The organism is Deltaproteobacteria bacterium (genome assembly GCA_012522415.1).
Lineage (GTDB): Bacteria > Desulfobacterota > Syntrophia > Syntrophales > JAAYKM01 > JAAYKM01.
Map to the genome: position 1 here is coordinate 1 of JAAYKM010000127.1, position 1,754 is coordinate 1,754.

2 protein-coding genes are annotated in these 1,754 nt (G+C 52.6%); one reads left to right on the forward strand and one right to left on the reverse strand.

Annotation, left to right across the window (positions count from 1 at the left end):
- Window positions 1–231: 231 nt before the first annotated feature.
- Window positions 232–1,470, reverse strand: a complete 1,239-nt coding sequence (locus GX147_09960; protein ID NLN60996.1) for an MFS transporter — start codon at window positions 1,468–1,470, stop codon at window positions 232–234.
- 122 nt (window positions 1,471–1,592) lie between these two features.
- On the opposite strand from GX147_09960, the gene GX147_09965 reads away from it, so the two are divergent.
- Window positions 1,593–1,754, forward strand: a 162-nt coding sequence (locus tag GX147_09965; GenBank protein NLN60997.1) for a hypothetical protein, incomplete at its 3' end; no start/stop codon positions are given.

Below are 1,754 nucleotides of genomic sequence, written 5' to 3' on the forward strand. Positions count from 1 at the left end.
AAAACAGAGGATAGTATCCATGGGACCGGTCTTAAAAACTTTGGAGTGAACTGATATGAATTCCGAACAGTACTTGATATTTTCATTGATCGCCGTCATGCTGATTTTTTTCGTATGGGGAAAATGGGGCTTCCTTTGGAAATCATCGTCGTGTGCGTCGCCACGCCCCTGATCATGATGGTATGGTTGTAGCGCAGTTTCCTATTCCTTTGAATTCTGTTTCCTGCCGGGTCACGCTTCGCTTGACGGCGCCGGTTTTCCCAGCATCAGCCCCGCTGTGAACATGATAACGGTGACGATGACAAAGGTGAACGTATAGCCCAGAGTCTGGATCACGGCGCCTCCGGCGATGGGCAGCAGCACGGCGCCGATGTTCATCGATCCGCGGATGCCCAGGTATTCGGTCCGGTGTGCCGTGGGCGCGATATCCAGGATGTAGGGTTCGAATCCGATGCGGCGGCCGCTTTGGATAAAGCCTGTCAGAAGGAAGACAAAGGAAAAGGCTTCCGGGCCCAGCCGGCTCAAGGCCAGGGCGATCAGTGGAACGGTCCCGCCCACAAAGATACAGGTCTTGATGATCCGGCGGGAATCATAGCGGCTGGCGATATAGGTCCACACGATATTGGAAAGAATGCCGCCGGTGATCTGAAACAGGAGATACCATCCGATATAGCCGCTGTCGACACCCAGGGTATCGATGGCAAAGATCATGTAGAACGGAAGGATCATGACGCTGAAGCTGGTCATATTTTCCACGAGGATGAACCGGCGGAGCGTCTTGTCATTCTTGAGATATTCCGGCACTTTTTTCAGATAATCCAGAAAGCTCAGGGAACCTTCCGCGGGTTTGTCTTCTTCGGGTTCCCGGATGGCGTAGAATCCCAGAGAGGCTACGGTAAGGCCCAAAAATCCGATCAGAAGGGTCAGGCTGTAGTTTGCGGGGAATTCAAGGGCCGAAAAAGAGAAGATCCGGCTGATGATCAGGCCGCCGGCGAAGGCGGCGATGCTGGAGAAAAACTGTTTGATAGCGTACAGACGGGTCCGCTCCCGTGAGGACAGCAGTTTCCCGATGATCTCTGCGTAGGAAATGCCTGCGAAGCCTCCGCTTGCCGAAAAAAGAAAGATCCACACAAAGAAACTGGCGCCCACGAACCGGGGCTCGTCGGCGCCGAACTTGTATGTGAAAATCGCCATGCCAAGAAACGCTGCGGCTCGGAGCTGAATGCCCAGGAGCAGGAATTTTTTCTTGTTGGGACGCTTTTTTAGATAGTGGCTAAAGGCCAGGTTGAAGATCAGCGGGGCGCCGATCATGATGGAATACAGGATCCCGAAGACGATTTTGGATTCCGTAAGCGCCGAGACCAGGGCCGGAAACACCGTGTTGTAGTCCAGCATGGACAGGGTGAGCGCCAAAAAGGTGGCGTGCCAGATAAAGGCGAAATAAATGGTCTTTGTGCTTTGTTCTTTCATGAAACGGCCTCCCGGCAAAATTTCCGGAGCGATTGGGCATACTCCTATGATATGATAAGACGAATACAAAATAACGTAAGTGAGAAGGTCACCAAAGGATCGGGAACGGAAAGGAACGGGAAATGGCACAGGCGGATTTTGATCGATTCATCGAAAGCAACAGAGGGGAAATGCTGGAATTTCTTCGGAACCTGGTGGCTTGCGAGCTGCCGTCCAGTGATGCCGTTGCGGGGCAAAATGCACAGGATCTGATCGCTGAATTCCTTTCGGATCTTGGGTTTTCG

What these genes read in the sequence shown, in the direction of transcription:
- GX147_09960 (NLN60996.1), bottom strand. Translation starts at nt 1,470, where the DNA reads ATGAAAGAACAAAGCACAAAGACCATTTATTTCGCCTTTATCTGGCAC.